General features: G+C 51.7%; 17 protein-coding genes. 11 read left to right on the top strand and 6 right to left on the bottom strand.

Annotated features, from left to right (window positions below; genetic code table 11):
• Nucleotide 1: 1 nt before the first annotated feature.
• Nucleotides 2-1,180: a phosphoglycerate kinase gene (locus tag WKT05_RS07560; RefSeq protein ID WP_340413595.1), complete on the bottom strand. Its 1,179-nt coding sequence runs from the start codon at nucleotides 1,178-1,180 to the stop codon at nucleotides 2-4.
• Nucleotides 1,181-1,224: 44 nt separating this feature from the next.
• Nucleotides 1,225-2,235 carry a type I glyceraldehyde-3-phosphate dehydrogenase gene (gene gap, locus WKT05_RS07555; protein WP_215508686.1) on the bottom strand — a complete coding sequence of 337 codons (1,011 nt, stop codon included), beginning with the start codon at nucleotides 2,233-2,235 and terminating at the stop codon, nucleotides 1,225-1,227.
• 159 nt (nucleotides 2,236-2,394) lie between these two features.
• On the opposite strand from gap, the gene WKT05_RS07550 reads away from it, so the two are divergent.
• Together WKT05_RS07550 and WKT05_RS07545 are read left to right on the top strand one after the other, a co-directional pair.
• Nucleotides 2,395-2,919: a hypothetical protein gene (locus WKT05_RS07550; protein ID WP_340413594.1), complete on the top strand. Its 525-nt coding sequence runs from the start codon at nucleotides 2,395-2,397 to the stop codon at nucleotides 2,917-2,919.
• 92 nt (nucleotides 2,920-3,011) lie between these two features.
• The gene (locus WKT05_RS07545) at nucleotides 3,012-3,962 is read left to right on the top strand and encodes a DMT family transporter (RefSeq protein ID WP_340413593.1); all 951 of its coding nucleotides are present in this window, start codon (nucleotides 3,012-3,014) and stop codon (nucleotides 3,960-3,962) included.
• 67 nt (nucleotides 3,963-4,029) lie between these two features.
• Here WKT05_RS07545 and WKT05_RS07540 read toward each other — a convergent pair whose 3' ends face one another.
• The gene (locus WKT05_RS07540) at nucleotides 4,030-4,848 is read right to left on the bottom strand and encodes a copper amine oxidase N-terminal domain-containing protein (RefSeq protein WP_340413592.1); all 819 of its coding nucleotides are present in this window, start codon (nucleotides 4,846-4,848) and stop codon (nucleotides 4,030-4,032) included.
• 202 nt (nucleotides 4,849-5,050) lie between these two features.
• Here WKT05_RS07540 and panD point away from each other — a divergent pair, with 202 nt between their 5' ends.
• The gene (panD, locus tag WKT05_RS07535) at nucleotides 5,051-5,434 is read left to right on the top strand and encodes an aspartate 1-decarboxylase (protein ID WP_340413591.1); all 384 of its coding nucleotides are present in this window, start codon (nucleotides 5,051-5,053) and stop codon (nucleotides 5,432-5,434) included.
• A 114-nt stretch (nucleotides 5,435-5,548) separates the two neighbouring features.
• Here the strand turns inward: panD and hcp are convergent, their stop codons facing one another.
• The 3 genes from hcp to WKT05_RS07520 form a co-directional block, all read right to left on the bottom strand.
• Nucleotides 5,549-7,168, bottom strand: a complete 1,620-nt coding sequence (gene hcp, locus WKT05_RS07530) for a hydroxylamine reductase (protein WP_340413590.1) — start codon at nucleotides 7,166-7,168, stop codon at nucleotides 5,549-5,551.
• A 91-nt stretch (nucleotides 7,169-7,259) separates the two neighbouring features.
• Nucleotides 7,260-7,913 (bottom strand): Crp/Fnr family transcriptional regulator, encoded by a 654-nt coding sequence (locus WKT05_RS07525; RefSeq protein WP_340413589.1) that lies wholly within the window; start codon nucleotides 7,911-7,913, stop codon nucleotides 7,260-7,262.
• Nucleotides 7,903-8,235, bottom strand: a complete 333-nt coding sequence (locus tag WKT05_RS07520; protein ID WP_340413588.1) for a hypothetical protein — start codon at nucleotides 8,233-8,235, stop codon at nucleotides 7,903-7,905. The genes WKT05_RS07525 and WKT05_RS07520 overlap by 11 nt, the downstream gene beginning before the upstream one ends.
• A 207-nt stretch (nucleotides 8,236-8,442) precedes the next feature.
• Here WKT05_RS07520 and WKT05_RS07515 point away from each other — a divergent pair, with 207 nt between their 5' ends.
• The 8 genes from WKT05_RS07515 to WKT05_RS07480 all read left to right on the top strand — a co-directional run bounded on the left by WKT05_RS07515 (nucleotide 8,443) and on the right by WKT05_RS07480 (nucleotide 14,976).
• The gene (locus tag WKT05_RS07515) at nucleotides 8,443-9,129 is read left to right on the top strand and encodes a nucleotide-binding protein (protein ID WP_215508693.1); all 687 of its coding nucleotides are present in this window, start codon (nucleotides 8,443-8,445) and stop codon (nucleotides 9,127-9,129) included.
• Between the two features lie 12 nt (nucleotides 9,130-9,141).
• Nucleotides 9,142-9,363, top strand: coding sequence for a 4Fe-4S dicluster domain-containing protein (locus tag WKT05_RS07510; protein ID WP_108831611.1), 222 nt, complete (start codon nucleotides 9,142-9,144; stop codon nucleotides 9,361-9,363).
• Nucleotides 9,364-9,375: 12 nt separating this feature from the next.
• A complete protein-coding gene (locus WKT05_RS07505) occupies nucleotides 9,376-10,434 on the top strand; it encodes a 3-methyl-2-oxobutanoate dehydrogenase subunit VorB (RefSeq protein ID WP_215508694.1) in 1,059 nt (352 codons plus the stop codon).
• Nucleotide 10,435: 1 nt separating this feature from the next.
• On the top strand, nucleotides 10,436-11,182 hold the full coding sequence (locus WKT05_RS07500) for a thiamine pyrophosphate-dependent enzyme (RefSeq protein ID WP_340413587.1): 747 nt from the start codon (nucleotides 10,436-10,438) through the stop codon (nucleotides 11,180-11,182).
• The gene (locus tag WKT05_RS07495; protein ID WP_340413586.1) at nucleotides 11,182-11,739 is read left to right on the top strand and encodes a 2-oxoacid:acceptor oxidoreductase family protein; all 558 of its coding nucleotides are present in this window, start codon (nucleotides 11,182-11,184) and stop codon (nucleotides 11,737-11,739) included. Before WKT05_RS07500 ends, WKT05_RS07495 begins: the two co-directional genes overlap by 1 nt.
• Nucleotides 11,729-12,223 (top strand): ferritin-like domain-containing protein, encoded by a 495-nt coding sequence (locus WKT05_RS07490; protein ID WP_340413585.1) that lies wholly within the window; start codon nucleotides 11,729-11,731, stop codon nucleotides 12,221-12,223. The genes WKT05_RS07495 and WKT05_RS07490 overlap by 11 nt, the downstream gene beginning before the upstream one ends.
• A gap of 206 nt (nucleotides 12,224-12,429) precedes the next feature.
• The gene (locus WKT05_RS07485) at nucleotides 12,430-13,308 is read left to right on the top strand and encodes a MoxR family ATPase (protein WP_340413584.1); all 879 of its coding nucleotides are present in this window, start codon (nucleotides 12,430-12,432) and stop codon (nucleotides 13,306-13,308) included.
• A gap of 3 nt (nucleotides 13,309-13,311) precedes the next feature.
• Nucleotides 13,312-14,976: a VWA domain-containing protein gene (locus WKT05_RS07480; RefSeq protein ID WP_340413583.1), complete on the top strand. Its 1,665-nt coding sequence runs from the start codon at nucleotides 13,312-13,314 to the stop codon at nucleotides 14,974-14,976.
• Nucleotides 14,977-15,006 lie beyond the last annotated feature (30 nt).

Here is a 15,006-nt window from a genome sequence, read left to right as displayed (position 1 = left end):
CTTACACCTCTTTCATAACGGCGATGGCGGGAAGGATTTTTCCTTCCAAAAATTCCAAGCTGGCGCCGCCGCCGGAGGAGATGTGGCTCATCTTATCTTCAAGGCCCGCCTGTTTAATGGCCGCCGCGGAATCGCCGCCGCCGATGACCACTTCGGCATCCAAATCGCCTAAAATCTTTGCCAGTGCCACAGTGCCCTTGTCGAAGGGCGCCGTTTCAAAGACGCCGGCCGGTCCGTTCCATACGACGGACTTGGCGTGCTTTAATCCTTCGCCGTAGGCTTTTACCGTGTCTTCGCCGATATCCAGGGCCATTTCATCGGCCTGAATGTCGTCCAAATGGGCGGTGCGGGCGGTCTTCGGTTGGTCGATGCCCTTGGCTACAACCAAATCCACGGGCAGATTCAACGCCACGCCTTTTTTCTCGGCCTTGGCCATGAGTTCCTTGGCGTGATCCACTTCGTCGACTTCCACGAGGGATGCGCCCATACCGTGGCCCTTCGCCAAAAGGAAGGTGTTGGCCATGGCGCCGACGATAAAGATTTCATCGACCACGTTCATTAAATTGTCGATGACGGAAATTTTATCGCTTACTTTCGCGCCGCCTAAAATGGCCCTGAAGGGACGTTTAGGCTTTTCGATTAAATCGGAAAGCACCTGCACTTCTTTGCCCATTAAAAAGCCCAGTGCGGCAGGCAATTTCTTCACGATGCCCACATTGGATGCGTGGGCCCGGTGGGCGGTGCCGAAGGCGTCGTTGACATAACAGTCGGCGAGGGATGCCAATTCAGCAGCAAAACCGTCGTCGTTTTTCTTTTCTTCATTTCTGAAGCGCAGATTTTCCAAAAGGCCTATCTCACCCGGTTTCAATTCGCGGGCCATGCGCTCAACATTTTCGTCGACCACGGCGCCGGAGAACATGGGAATGATCTTGTGATCCAATACTTTTTCCGCCGCCTTCAATACAGGCGCCATGGAAAATGCTTCGTCGTAAGTTCCCTTGGGACGGCCCCGGTGGCTCATTAAAATCACCGATGCGCCCTTATCCAGCAAGTAGTCGATGGTGGGGCGAGCCGCTTCGATACGGGTCACATCCGTCACCTTGCCGTCTTTTACCGGCACATTAAAATCCACGCGCACCAAGACGCGTTTGCCCTGAACGTCCAATTGTTTTAAGTCCATAATTCCTCCAAAAAAATCGAGCCCGTAAAGAGCTCGACTTCCTATTACATCTTTTCTGCAACTAAGCTTGCCAAGTCGATGACTCTTTGGCTATAACCCCATTCGTTGTCGTACCAAGAGAAGAGCTTCACGAAATTGCCGTTGGCCAAGGTAAGGGACGCATCGAAAATCGAAGCGTGGGGATTGGCGATAATGTCGGAGGAGACGATGGGCTCTTCCGTGTATTCCAAAATTCCCTTCATGGGGCCTTCTGCCGCCTTTTTAATGGCTGCGTTAATTTCTTCTACGGTAGCGGGTTTTTTCAGTTCGAAAACCATGTCTGTAATGGATCCCGTGGGAACGGGTACGCGAAGGGCGTGGCCGTCGAGTTTGCCCTTCAGTTCCGGCAATACTTGTGCCACGGCTTTGGCAGCGCCGGTGGAGGTGGGGATAATATTCTCCGCCGCCGCACGGGCTCTGCGCCAGTCTTTTTTGTGCTTGGCGTCGTGGATCTTTTGGTCATTGGTGTAGGCGTGGACCGTGGTCATCATGCCCTTTTCAATGCCGAAGGTATCCAGTATAATCTTTGTCACCGGCGCCATGCAGTTGGTGGTGCAAGACGCATTGGACAGGAAGTGGTGCTTTTCGTTGTCGTAAAGATCACTGTTGACGCCCATGACGATGGTAATGTCTTCGCCCTTGGTCGGCGCCGATACGATGACCTTCTTTGCACCGGCCTTGAAGTGTTTTTCCGCACCGTCGCGGTCTTTAAATGCGCCGGTGGTGTCGATGACGATGTCCACCTTGTTTTCTTTCCAAGGAATGTTTTCGGGATCCCGTTCGTCGGAAATAATAATGTCTTTGCCGTCGATGTTAAAGCCCTTGTCCGTTACCTTGACGGTGCCGGGGTAGTTGCGGTAAATGGTATCGTGGCGGAACAGATGGGCCATAAGCTCCCAGTCCCCACTGGCATTTAATTGAACCAATTCGAAGGGCAGGTCGTCTCGTAAGCAAATTCCGCGAATCACGTCGCGGCCGATGCGGCCAAACCCATTAACACCTACACGAATAGTCATTGTATCCTCCTTGTATCGATTGTTTCCGATTGTTATCTGTTTAAATGATACCCAAAGGCGGGAATAATCACCGCCCTCGATCATAAAAATCCATCCTTTTCATCATATCAGAAACTGCCCCTCAATGCGATAAGCAATGATAAATAGAAAGGACAAATTATGCTCTTCGTCCTCCAAGGTCCTTCCGGATCGGGAAAAACCACCCAGGCCGCCCATTTGGCCCGCGAAAAAAACTTTGAAAAAATTATTACCGCCACCACAAGACCGCCGCGGGAAGGGGAAATGAACGGCCGTGACTATTATTTTCTCGACGAGAAAACCTACGACGCCCGCCTGAAAAACGGCGAGCTCTTGGCCCCCACCGCCATTCACGGTGCGAAATACGGCATCCCGAAGGCGGATCTTCTTTCGATTATCGGGAGCGCTACGCGCCACGCCGTCGTCGTGTTAGACGATAGGGGGGCGGAGGAGCTACGCGCAGCCGGGGCCTATGTCATCGGCCTTCGCTTAGACGAGGCCACCCGCCACGCCCGCCTCATAAAGCGGCGGGATGAAGACCGCTTCGACAAGGAACATTTCAAACTTCAATGCGACGCCATCGTCGACGGTTCCGGATCCGAAGAGGCGGTGTTCGATGCGTTGAATCAGGTTGTGGCGCGTGCCCTTATCGAAAGAGAAAGGTGAAATCTTTCACAAAAATTTTTCGTTCCCGTAAATTTTTCTTCCCTTTTCCCCGCCATTTTATAAAATTTTTGATAGAATGAGTGGGAGGTGACATGATGAATTATTTATACGTGTTCGCAGCTGCATTCCTGTTTTCGTCTATGGAGGTCGCCATTAAATTTACCGGCGGCGCCTTTAATCCCGTTCAACTAAACTTTATCCGCTTTTTGGTGGCGGGGATACTGCTCTATCCCATTAGCCGCAAAGAGCTTTCAACGCTTACATACAAACTGGTGAAAAAAGACTACCTCCACTTCGCCTTTACGGGCTTTTTGTGCATCGTCGTGTCCATGACCTTCTACACCTTGTCCGTCTCCTTCCTCGACGCCCACGTGGCCGGCGTCCTCTTTTGCGCCAACACTTTTTTCTCCATGCTCCTGGCCCATTTCTTTACCACGGAGAAAATGAATCGGCCCATGCTATTCGCCGTGGCCCTGTCCTTCGTGGGCTTTCTCGTGCTCATTAATCCCGCCCACTTCAAGGGCTCCCTTTTAGGCGTCGTCATCGTGTTGATTTCGGCCCTCTCCTTTTCCTTCTACGCCTTAGTGGGAAAAATCCTCTACAAAGACGCTCCCTTTAAGGCGCCCACCATTACCTCCCGCTCCTTCCTCTTCGGCGTGGCGGAACTTTTCATCTTGATTATGATCTCCCGCACAGCCCCCGTGGCCGGTGCCCTGAAATCCGCGGGCCTCGATGTCTTCGCGAATATTCCCATTCTAAAGGGCATTGCCGCAGACAACATCCTCATTCTTCTCTACATCTCCGTCTTCGTTACGGGCATGGGCTTTGCCAGCCACCTTTTCGCCGTGGAAACCAATCCCGTGGCCGTGTCCTCTCTGGTCTTTTTCGTAAAACCCATTCTCTCGCCGATCCTGGCGGCGATTTTTCTCGGAGACATTATTTACAAACACGAAATCGTCGGCATCCTTCTCATCGCCGCGGCATCGAGTTTGATTATCTACGAGCAACACCGCCGAGAGCAAAAAGCCCTCGCCGAAAACTAAATACAAATAGCCTTTCCGGGCACGAAAAAAGACGGCGTCACAACGGACGTCGTCTTTTCTAATGGGCTTATTTCGTAATTTGAACGGTAGAAAGAATTTCCGGCAATTCTTTCCGCGCGTCATTGTAGGCTTTTTGTAATTCCTTGTTTTCCAAACTGGTTTGCACGTCGGAGGCGCAGATAAAGATCAGGTACTTGTTTCCGATCCGCCCCACGACGTAAGAGGGAATGTCGCCTTCCGGTTTGTCGGCGATGTCGAAGCAGCCCACCCAGCCGATGGATTCGTCGGCGGCGTGGTTTTTCTTTTCGTACAGGCTCTTTCTCAAAAAGCCGCCATCCATTTTTTCTTCCTTGTACAGGAACATGTCTTTCTTGTCTTCGGGAATGGTGACGGTGACGTTTTTATAGACCTGAACTTTTTCGCCCTTCACCTTTTTGCCGATGTCCATGTCGCCGAAAAGGGCCGCGCGGTTCTTTTCGTCCCATTGAACCTTCACGCCGAGAGCTTCGGCGACGAAGCGCATGGGAAGATAGGTGCGGTCTTTGGAAATCCGCGGCACCGTGTCCATGGTCTTCTTCACGCCGTTGATCGTGTAGGCTTTCTTACCGATAGTCATGACCACTACGTTTTTGCCGTGGGTTAAGGTGACTTCCCGGGTCTTGCCGTTCCAGTCCGCTTTTCCGCCCAGGCCTTCGGCAACGACGCGAACGGGAAGGGTGATGCGGTCGTTCTTCACTTCCACGCCGGTAAAGCCTTCGTACATGCCGGCTTGAACGCCCTTAATATAGACGTCGATGGGGTATTCGTCGTCGTCTTCCGGGCCGTTGGCAAAGGCCAAGGTGGGAATAAAGCACAAGGCCAGCAAGATAAGTACAAATTTTTTCATGATTTCTCCTTTCTAAAACAGTATCTACATTAGTATTGTACCCCCCCCCGATAAAAATACAACCAATAAAAATAAATTGCAATGCCTCTCGCATCGGCGTATAGTATGTTCCGGAGATCGTATTTTTTTAAACGATACTCGCCCTTTTATGGGGCAGGCAAAACCAGCGGATTTTTCCGCCGACAATTTTATAAGGAGAATTATGCAAGTAGAGATGTTACAGGGAAAAATTCACCGGGCGACGGTGACCCAAGCTGAACTTAACTATGTGGGAAGCATTACCATCGATGAGGCGCTCCTGGAGGCCTCGGGCATTAGAGAGTATCAGAAGGTGCAAGTGGTGGACATCGACAACGGATCCCGTTTGGAGACCTACACCATTGCCGGCGAACGCAACAGCGGCGTGATTTGTTTAAACGGCGCCGCCGCACGATTGGTCTCTGTGGGAGACAAGGTGATTATTATGAGCTACGCCGCCTACGAGGCCAAGGAGCTTACGGACTACGCGCCGAAGGTGGTTTTTGTGGACGAAAACAACGGCGTCAAGCAAATCGCAACCTACGAAAAACACGGCACCTTGTCGTAAAGGCAATGCAATAAGGGGCGAAATTCATTTTGCCCATGAAAAAACCCGCTTCGAAGCGGGTTTCATAATCAGGATGAAGGAAGGATTCCCTTCCTTCTTTTTTTGTTCCAATCCTTAGGACAGGATCAGGTTTTGAATGTCTTCTTCTACCGTGCCGTTGGGGGCGATGTTGAAGTTTTCCACCAGCACCTTCACCACATTGTCGCTTAAGAAGGCGGGCAGGGTCGACCCCAGGTGAATGTTTTTTACGCCTAAGGACAAGAGGGCCAAAAGCACAATGACGGCCTTTTGTTCGTACCAGGCGATGTTGTAGACGATGGGCAGCTCGTTAATGTCGGCGAGCCCGAAGATTTCCTGCAGCTTCATGGCGATGACGGCGAGGGAGTAGGAGTCGTTGCATTGGCCGGCGTCTAAGACGCGGGGAATGCCGCCGATGTCGCCCATGTGCAACTTGTTGTAGCGGTACTTCGCACAGCCCGCCGTTAAAATCACCGTGTCATCCGGCAATGCCTTGGCGAAGTCTTCGTAGTAATTGCGGTCCCTTTGCCGTCCGTCGCAGCCGCCCATAACCACAAATTTCTTAATGGCGCCGGTCTTTACCGCATCCACGACCGCATCTGCGAGAGCGAAGACTTGATTGTGGGCGAAGCCGCCGACGATGGTGCCTTCTTCGATTTTCTCAGGCGCATCGCAGCCCTTGGCCTGTTCGATGATGGCACTGAAATCCTTGTGGCCCTTGTCGTCTTCGTCGATAAATTTCGCACCCGGATAGCTTGCCACGCCGGTGGTATAGAGGCGATCCAAATAGCTGCCTTCTTTCGGAGGCACGATGCAATTGGTAGTCATGAGAATCGGGCCGTTAAAGGAGGCGAACTCTTCTTTTTGGTGCCACCAGCTGCCGCCATAATTGCCGACGAAGTGGTCGTATTTCTTAAATGCGGGATAGTAGTTGGCGGGGAGCATTTCCGAGTGGGTGTAGACGTCCACGCCGGTGCCTTTCGTTTGTTCGAGGAGCGCTTCCATGTCCTTTAAATCGTGACCGGAAATTAAAATCCCCGGATTGTTCCGCGGCTCAAGGGATACTTCCGTGATTTCCGGATGGCCGTACTTGGTCGTGTTGGCTTCATCCAAAAGGGCCATGGCCTTCACGCCGTTTTCCCCTGTTTTTAAGGTGAGGGCCACGAGATCCTCCACAGACAAATTATCGTCGGTGATTTTTTCCAGGGCTTCCGCCATAAATGCGTGAACCTCGTCATCTCTAAATCCCAGCACATTGGCGTGGCGGGTGTAGGCCGCCGTGCCCTTTAAGCCGTAGGTAATGAGTTCTCTTAAAGAGCGAATGTCTTCATCTTTCGTGGCGAGAACGCCGATTGCATCGGCTTTCGCCGCTTCCGTGAGCCCTTCCCGCACGTCGAATGCAGCTTCGGCGGGAAGATCAGCCATGCCCTCGGCCAATTCCTTTTTCATGTCCAGCGTCTTTACAATGTATTCTTCCACCGTTTGCGGATTGAAGTTCGCATTGGTAATGGTGGTGAAGAGATTGTCGGCGATGCGGTCTTGTACCGCTTCTTTCATCTCGCCTAAGTCCCCCTTGCGATTGGCCACTTGAGCCAGGCCCTTGGTGACGTAAATCAACAAATCCTGCAGATCCGCCACGTCTTTCGTCTTTCCGCAAACCCCTTTTACCGTACAGCCTTTATTGCCGGCGGTTTCCTGACATTGAAAACAAAACATAAGCTACCTCCTATTTCTTCTTTGCTTGATCGTATTTTCAGTATAAGCGCCGGCGAAAAAAATAGACGTAACTTTTGTTACGCCTAAGCCATTAAAATAATAAAGTTTCCAAGGTTTTCGGATCAAAGGACACGTTTCGCCCTTTCAGGTCGATAAATCCGTCCCGATGCATTTTCATCAGGGTGCGAGAGAGAGAAGGCCGTGGCACGGCCAAGTAATCCGCCAGCGCCTCCCGACTCATTAATTCGAAACCTTCCCCCGTGGGATTCACAAAGAGCAGGTGGCGGGCGATTTTTTTCTGAAGGCTCCCCGCCGAAAGCACCACCATCTTTTGATTGAGAAAATACGCCTTCTTCGCCAATACCGTGAGCATATTGGCCGTCATTTTCTGCGCCACGTCGCCGCCTGCTGGATCGAAGGCGTTCTTCGGCAGAAAGAGGAAACGGCTGTCCTTGACGGCGCGACAGGCAAAATCATAGGGCCTGTCATCTAAAAAAAGATACACCTCGCCGAAGACCGTGTCCTTTTGGCAAAAACGATTCACCATTTGCCGCTTGCCTGTAAAATCGTTTTTCTCCACTTCCACGGCCCCGCCCAAGAGAATAAAAAGCCCCTTCGCCTCGTCGCCTTCGCGAAATACATAGTCTCCTGATCGAACCGTTGTTTCTCTCGCACCGCACGCCTTTAAATGCTCGCGAAGCGCCTGCTCGCCGATGCCTGAAAAGAGATTGTATCTACCGGCCACGGCCTTCACCTCGTCTCAAGCGGCGCAGGCGAAAGTTCGTCTCGTGCACGGTCCGGGACAGATCCGCCCCGGTGAAAAACCGCCGTCGAGACGAAAGCCTGGCCCTCTGAATCCGCCGCGAAAGATACATGGGGCGCCGCCTGTTTGAAAGGCTGCGCAAAAAAGCCGCAGCCACCGCCGCCGACGCCTTTTTTCCGAGAAGAGGCAAGACTCTATCCGACTGGCGCTTTTTAAATCGACGCACCGCTTCTTCCGCTTCAAAGGCCCTTGTCCTTTTCTGTTTATCATCTATAATATATCGTTCAAATGTATGCTTTTTCATAAAGCCCTCCCGTTAACAGATATCTTTCTATAAAAATAACCAAATACGCTACATATTAAACCATTTAACGAAAATTTAGATGTAATTTGCTAAATTTCCACGACTCCTTTCGCAATTATCTTTTATATGGTATATTGTCCTTAGCAGAAAACGTTACCGAAAAAGCTAATGTTTTCTCGCTGCGATTCTTTAAGAAAGGAAGAAATTATGGATTGGAAGAAGCATCACAGGATTCTCATTATTACCGGCCACTTCGGCAGCGGTAAAACGGAAATGTCCATCAACTTGGCCCTCAAACTTCGCGAGGAGAATGAAGAGGTGGCGGTCGTGGATTTAGATATTATTAATACCTACTTCCGCATCAGAGATAAAGATGATCTCATGAATGAAAAGGGGATCCGCACCCTCTCTACCGGCGTGAAGGCAAGAGCCGTGGATATTCCCGCGCTGGATCCGGCGATCGACGCGATTCTTTTAAACAAGGATACGCGAGTCATCGTCGACGTCGGCGGAAATCCCTCCGGTGCTCGCGCCCTCGCCCGCTATCGCCCGACTTTGGAAGACACGGGGTATGAACAAATCTTTGTCATCAACTCCAACCGCCCGGAAACAAAAACGCCTGAGCAGGTCATCAAATTTATGGAAGACACCCAGGCTACGAGCGGTACGCAAATTACCGGCTTGTTCAACACCGCACACTTCCTGAAGCACACCACAGCCGACGATGTTATCGAAGGCTTGAAGTTGGCCGAGGCGGTCAGCGACCAAACAGGCCTGCCTCTGTTGGGAACAGTTTGCAAGAGCGACTTAGTCGATGAAGTTCGAGCGCGCACAAACGACGATCTGTATATTCTTCCCATCGATCTCTATTTCCGAGATCAATGGATGCTATAAGGAGGAAAACCAATGGCAAAAGGAAAAGTCACTTTCGATCAAGAGTACTGCAAGGGTTGCGCCCTCTGCGTCTCTGTCTGCCCCAAGGACGTCTTGGCTCTTAAAACCGACGAATTAAACCCGAAGGGCTACAGACCTGCCTACGCAAAAAATCCGGATGATTGTATCGCATGCACATCTTGTGCTATCATCTGCCCCGACTCTGTCATCAGCGTCTACCGCATCGAAGAGTGAAAGGAGTCTCACATGTCTGAAAAAATTCTAATCAAAGGTAACGAAGCTGTCGGCGCGGCACTCATCGCCGCCGGTTGTAAAACATATTTCGGCTACCCTATTACGCCTCAATCCGAAGTTCCCGAATACTTAGCAAGAGAATTACCGAAAATCGGCGGTACGTTCCTGCAAGCCGAATCGGAAGTTGCTGCAATCAACATGATCTACGGCTCCGCCGGTACCGGTACCCGCGTAGCTACCAGCTCCTCGTCTCCCGGGGTTTCCCTTATGCAAGAAGGCATCAGCTACATCGCTGCTTGTGAACTTCCCTGCATGATCATCAACATGATGCGTGGCGGCCCGGGCCTCGGCTCCATCCAACCGTCTCAAACCGACTATTTCCAATCCACGCGCGGCGGTGGTAACGGCGACTATCGTACCTTAACCTTAGCACCGGCATCCATCCAAGAAATGGTCGACTTAATTCACTTAGGCTTCGACTTGGCAGATCAATACCGCACCCCCGTCATCATGTGCGGCGACGGTATGCTCGGTCAAATGATGGAACCCATCGAATTTAAAAAATTCGAAACCAAGACATTCGACAAATCCGATTGGGCAGCCACCGGTACCCAAGGCAAGCGCGAACCCCACATCATCAACTCCCTCTTCCTTTCTCCCGACGAATTGGAAGCACACAACCTGAAGTTGATTGCTAAATACAAAGCCATTTCTGAAAACGAAAAACGCGCCGAAGTCATCGATGTTGAAGACGCCGATATCGTCTTTACCGCATTCGGTACCACCAGCCGTATTTGTAAGTCTGCAGGCGAACTGTTAAAAGCCAAAGGCTACAAAGTCGGTTACGTGCGCCCCATTACCCTCTGGCCCTTCCCCAACGAAGCTTACGACAAGATCAATGACAAATGTAAAGTCATCTTGGACGTGGAATTGAACCAAGGTCAAATGGTCGAAGACGTACGTCTTTCCGTTCTCGGCAGAATCCCCGTAGAATTCTACGGTCGTCAAGGCGGTATGATTCCCACGGCTGAAGAAATCGCAGACGTAGCTTTAAAGTTATTGGAGGCGTAAAATGGAAAAACTTATCTACACGAAAAGCAAAGCATTAACCGATGTCCCTACTCACTACTGCCCCGGCTGTACCCACGGCGTTATCCACAAACTCGTGGCTGAATGCTTGGAAGAATTAGGACTCACCGGCGACACCATCGGTATCGCACCGGTAGGTTGCGCCGTACTCGCATACAAATACTTCAACTGCGATATGTATGAAGCCGCTCACGGCCGTGCACCGGCTGTTGCTACCGGTATCAAACGTTCTACGCCCGACAAATTCGTCTTCACCTACCAAGGCGACGGCGACTTGGCATCCATCGGTTCCGGCGAAATCGTACAAGCGGCTCACCGCGGCGAAAAGATTTCCACCATCTTCGTTAACAACGCCATCTACGGTATGACCGGCGGCCAAATGGCCCCCACGACCTTGATCGGCCAAAAGACCACCACTTCTCCCACCGGCCGTCAAGTTGATTGGTCCGGACGCCCCATTCGCATTGCCGAAATGCTCGCAACCATCGACGGCGCAAAATTCGTCGAACGTGTTGCAGTAAACACTCCGGCAAACATCCGCAAAGCGAAAAAAGCCATCAAACGCTGCTTCGAAATTCAATTAGAAGGCAAAGGCTTCGGTATCGTCGAAGTACTTTCCGCTTGCCCGACCAACTGGGGTTACCCGCCGGCAGAAGCATTGAAATGGTTAGAAGAAAACATGATTCCCTACTATCCCTTAGGAAATCTGCGTAACGGGGAGGATCTATAATGACTACAAACAGAGTAATTGTATCCGGCTTCGGCGGCCAAGGCGTTATGGGTATCGGCCAATTATTGACCTATGCCGGCATGTTCGATAACAAACACGTATCCTGGTTACCTTCTTACGGTCCCGCTATGCGTGGTGGCGCCGCAAACTGCTCCGTCATCATTTCCGACGAACCCATCGGCGCACCGAACATCTCTACTGCCGATGCAGCCATCGTTATGAACGAACCTTCTCTGGACAAATTTGAATCCTACGTTGCTCCGGGCGGCCACATCTTCATTAACAGCTCCCTGGTCAGCAAAGACACCTCCAGAAAAGACATTACTTCTCACCACCTGCCCGTCAACGCATTGACCGAAGAATACGGCAACCCCCGTGTACTGAACATGATTATGATCGGCGCATTTAACACGATCCTGAACATGGTCAGCCAAGAAGCTTTGGAAAAAGCCGTTGACAAACTCTACGGCAAAAAAGGTGAAAAGATCATGAAGATGAACTTAGACGCCCTGAAATTCGGCGAAAACAAAATGAAGGAGATCCTCAATGCGAAATGAAGTTGAAATTCTAAGACAAGCGATGTTAAACGAAGTGGAAGGTGCTGAATTTTACAAACTGTCTGCAGAAAAATTCGCTCCCTCTTCCACGAAAGATGCCCTCTTAGACTTGGCGCGCCAAGAAGAAGATCACATCGAATATTTAAAGAGCCTCTCCGAAAAGCTCATCGACGATTCCAGAAGCATTAACTTCGATCCCGAAACCCTGAAAAAAGAAGTTCCCTCTCCGGGCATCTTCAAATGGGACAAGGTTGACGAAGACATGGTTCGCTTGGCCGTTACCGTCTTCTCCGTAGGTCTGAACATGGAAAAAGATTCCGTGAAGTTCTACACCGAAGCAAAAGACAAAGTTGAAAGCGAAGAATCCAAAAAGCTTTTCGACATCTTAGCGAAATGGGAAGAAAGCCACGTCGAAACCCTTCAAAAACAATACGACATCTACCAACAAGAATGGTGGAACATGCAAAACTTTGAACCCTTCTAAAGAGAAGAGTTTCTCGACAAAAGAGTCCGCTTCGGCGGGCTTTTTTTGTTGCACTTTCTTTGTTTGTTCAAGGCAAATTTCCGCTCGCCGCTTTATCTATGAGACTCCCCATAAACGGCAGCAGAATTTCGTGGTACAATACATATAAGACCACCTGTTCATGTATTGAACGCAAACCGAAGTGAAAGAACAAATGAGAGATGAACATGAATCAAACAGACCCTATTCAAGCATTTATTGAAAGCAATCCCCTTCCCGCGGCCTACAAGAGCCGCATTCCCGATCCCCGCTTCCGCTACCACGGCGAGGAGATCCTGCGTGCCGCCACCGCCGCCATTTTGTCCGGGAAAAATCTGCTCCTCGTCGGCGAAAAATCCACGGGAAAAAACGTGCTGGCGGAAAATTTGGCCAAGCTTTTTCAGCGGCCATTGTGGAATGTGTCCCTGCACATGAGCATCGACGCCGCAGCCCTTATGGGCGACGACAGCTTAAAAGACGGCAATGTCTTCTTCCGGGAAGGCCCCATTACCATGGCATCGAAAGTCGGCGGCTTTGCCGTGCTGGACGAGATCAATATGGCGAAAAACGAAGCCCTGGCCGTGCTCCACTCCACCTTGGACTACCGCCGCATCATCGATATGCCCGGCTACGACCTCATTAAAATCCACCCGGCTACCCGCTTCATCGCCACCATGAACGAGGGCTACGAAGGCACCCGGGACTTAAACGAAGCCCTGCTCTCCCGCTTCGTCGTATTGAAAATGCCCGCCATGGCCGAGGAGGATCTGAAGCAATTAATCGAAGAGACCCACCCGCGTCTGAAGCCCGCCTTTGTTCGCGACCTGGCCCGCCTCGTGGCAGACATGGACAAAAAGGCCGCCGCCAACGAAATTCCCCGCCACGCCGTAGACATTCGCGGCCTCTTCGACGCCTTGGATCTGGTGAAAGAAGGCCTGGAGCTGAAAAAGGCCCTTACCATGACCTTGTCGAACAAACTCTTCGATCCCTTCGAAGAAGAACTCCTCGCCGATCTATTCAAGGTTCGTTTCAAAGACGCCTTGTATTTCGACGACCTCGCGGACTGATCCATGAACACCCGCGGAACAAACAGAACCGACAACCTTCAGTGGGCGGGAGCGGAAAACTACCACTTCACTCCCTCTCTCTACGGCAAAGACCTGGCGGGGAATGATGATTTCTACTTAAACTTCATCCTGGGTCTTGCCGCAAAATACTTCGGATCCGACACCTTGGAGCGCCTCTTCGCCTCCTTCTCCGGCCAAATTCACCGAGAGAAATACGATCTCTTCGCCCTCTACCTTTTGGAAGAGGTCGTCTATCACCGCGAAGTGAAGGTGCGGCCGGTGCTTTCAGATCTCAGACGCGCCTTCGCCCGCCGCTTTTTAGACGACGGCTACGACCTGCGCAGGCGCACCCTGGCCCTGCGGCAGCCCCTCTTCTACACTATGGAAATGAAGCGCACCCACGACATCCTCGGCCTGCCCTATAAAAAACTCAGCAAAAAAGAAGCGGCCATCTACGGCGACCTTCGCCTCCCGGAAGACACGACGGCATCGGATCTCCAGGCCCGCGTGGAGGCCCTCTTCGCCCGCGACCTGCGCTTTCGAAAGCACGCCCGGCCCCCGGTGATCCCCTTGCCCGCCATTCACCTTTTCTCCATTCCCGGCTACGTCTCCGTGGCCCGAGACAATGTGCCCGGCATGTTTCACGACGGCGGTGGCGGCGAAATGCCCCTCTTCTTTCATTTCTTTCGCGCCTTGAAAAAAAGTCGAGACGATGAAATCGAACAAACCTTCGGCAGAAACCTTTTCTCCGACGAAAAGAGCCTTGCCCTGAACCGCGCCATTTGCACGGAGGGCCACAGAAAATCCCGCATCTACTTTACCCGCGGCATCGACGAGAAAGACAAAAGCCAGGATCAGGATTTAAACGCCTGCACTGTGAACCGCCACCTGCTGAAATTTCAGGAAAACAAAAGCAGCTACAACCGCGCCATCAACGACTTGACCCGGGCCTTTAAGCTGAAACTGGCTTCTGTTACCACCACGGGCGGCGAAGTGGCCCGCCGAGGCAAGCTCATTCCCCGACGCGCCTTTCGCGCTGAAATATCGAGTCGCGCCGCCATTTTCGAGCGAAAAAACCTCCTTCCCGCCCCGAGCTTTCACGTGGACCTCATCCTCGATGCCTCCGCTTCCCTTCTCGCCATCGAATCGGACATCGCCATCGAAGCCTACATCCTCGCCAAATCCCTGGAAAACAACGGCATTCGAAACCGCATCCTCTCCTACCAAACGGTGGAAGATACCACCGTCGTCACCATTTTAAAAGACGACGACGATCCCTGCGACATGAAACAAATCTTCCGCTACAAAGCCATGGGCTGGAACCGCGACGGCCTCTTCTTTAAAGCCTACCCCACCCTTCTCGATGGAAAGGCGCCACAGCTTTCAATCGTGCTCACTGACGCCAATCCCAGCGACTTCAAGCCCCTGGCGGGAAAAGGCCTGCGCCCGGGCAAGGCCTATGCCGACAAGCCCGCCCTGGAAGATACGGCCCGCTATCTGGACGCCCTGGCTCGAAAAAACGTGAAAATCCTCGCCCTCTTAAACAGCGACCACGTGGACAATGCGGACACACTTTTCCGCCACCGCTTCGTGAAAATCCAAAAAATCGAACAAATCGCCCACGTGGCGGGCAAATGGATCCAAAAAGAACTGGTGAAAATGAATTAACCACGCAAAAAGGCGCCGACTCTCGGCGCC

It is taken from the genome of Peptoniphilus sp. HCN-40583 (assembly GCF_037892835.1).
Classification (GTDB): domain Bacteria; phylum Bacillota; class Clostridia; order Tissierellales; family Peptoniphilaceae; genus Aedoeadaptatus; species Aedoeadaptatus rachelemmaiella.
The sequence above is the reverse complement of the archived record's forward strand: the minus strand, read 5'-3'. Positions and strand labels throughout refer to the sequence as shown.